1 protein-coding gene is annotated in these 805 nt (G+C 79.5%); it reads left to right on the top strand.

From position 1 onward, the window contains the following. Nucleotides 1–805 (top strand): acyltransferase domain-containing protein (locus DZF91_RS23035; RefSeq protein WP_117359478.1); only part of this gene is annotated, 805 nt, incomplete at both ends.

Here is an 805-nt window from a genome sequence, read left to right as displayed (position 1 = left end):
GGCCGCCGCGCGCGGCCGGGCGATGGCCGAGCACAGCACCGGCGGCGGGGCCATGGCGGGCCTGGCCGCCCCCGCGGACGTCGTCGCGCCGCTGCTCGCGGACGGCCCGGTCGTCATCGCCGGGTACAACGGCCCGAACCAGACGGTCGTCGCCGGACCGGCCGCCGCCGTGGACGCGGTCGTCGCGGGCGCCGAGCGCGCCGGGATCGACTGCACCCGGCTCGCGGTCTCGCACGCCTTCCACTCGCCGCTGGTCGCGCCCGCCGCCGAGGCGTTCGACGCCTGGCTGGCCGGGCGCGAGTTCGGGCCGGTCGAGGGCCGGGTGGTGTCCACGGTGACCGGCGAGCCCCTGGAGCCCGGCGCCGACCTGCGCGCGCTGCTGCGCCGCCAGATCGCCGACCCGGTCCGGTTCGGGCAGGCGCTGGAGCTGGCGGGCAAGGACGTGGACCTGTTCGTCGAGGTCGGCCCCGGCCGGACGCTCAGCGCCCTCGCCGGGACCGCCCTGGACGTCCCCGCGGTCGCGCTCGACACCGACGACGAGTCGCTGTCCTCGCTGCTGCGCGTGGTCGGGACGGCGTTCGTGCACGGCGCGCCCGTGGACCACGGCGCGCTGTTCGTCGGACGGCTCGTCCGGCCGGTGGAGATCGGCGCCGAGTTCTCGTTCTTCGCCAGCCCCTGCGAGCGCGCCCCCGAGGTGAGCGTCGGGACGGTGACCCGGCCCGCGCCCGGCCCGTCCGGCCCGTCCGGCGGGGACGCGGACGCGGGCGCCGCACCCGGTGAGCCGGCGGAGGGCGGCGCCCTGGCG

The organism is Actinomadura logoneensis (assembly GCF_003428695.1).
Classification (GTDB): Bacteria; Actinomycetota; Actinomycetes; order Streptosporangiales; family Streptosporangiaceae; genus Spirillospora; species Spirillospora logoneensis.
This window is presented reverse-complemented; position numbering and strand designations above follow the sequence as displayed.